This is a genomic window from Pseudomonas sp. A39 (assembly GCF_058145955.1).
The window spans coordinates 1-639 of the sequence record NZ_JBYVMD010000128.1 but is presented as its reverse complement, the minus strand read 5'-3'; the positions used below and the strand labels follow the sequence as shown (position 1 = coordinate 639).

Sequence of the window (639 nt, the reverse complement as noted above, 5' to 3'; positions counted from 1 at the left end):
TACAGGCGCTGGTCGAAGGTGACGGAGGCGGTGAAGCGGGCGACGAAGGCGTCGACGGGTTCACTGAAGCGGCCGCCCCAGGACTGGTTGGTCTTGTCGGTGCTCATGAGTTCGCTCGTGATCTGCTTATAAGGAGACTGGGAAGTGTGCCGCCGATAATAACAGGGTTGTCCGCAGAGGCGGTGCTGCGGGTGATCGGCATTTTTATTTGCGCAATGGATGGCTAAGTGCCTTGCCGCCGACCGCGTCGAGGACGAGACTGGTGCAGAGGCTTATTGAAACGATATTTGACGATTGAGCAATGTCGTCGCAGCGAGCGTCTACAGTTGGACTGATAGTGTGTGAATGCACCAAAGTCCGGTGATGCGGTCAGAACCCGGACTATCCATTTGAAAGGGGGGATTCGGATTGTGTATCAGCAAACCCTACGACAATGCCCGAAGGCAGCAGGTCTTGGGCGCTATTGAACAGGTCCGGGTAAATATGGGTGCCACTCTCAGGGCACTTTTTGCCGCTCGCGCTAGTCTTAGCGTGGATCGCTGTGACGCAAGTCACCGCACCTGTCTACGCTATCCTTGTGCGAGACTCACGCAGGAATCCAGCGCAATATGAATGTCCTGATCGTTGATGACGAACCCC

General features: G+C 55.9%; 1 protein-coding gene. It reads right to left on the bottom strand.

Features of this window, described 5'->3' with window-relative positions; translation table 11 throughout:
• Nucleotides 1–107: hypothetical protein (locus tag AC3ZU9_RS31510; RefSeq protein WP_490091803.1), on the bottom strand; the 107-nt coding region annotated here is incomplete at its 3' end.
• Nucleotides 108–639 lie beyond the last annotated feature (532 nt).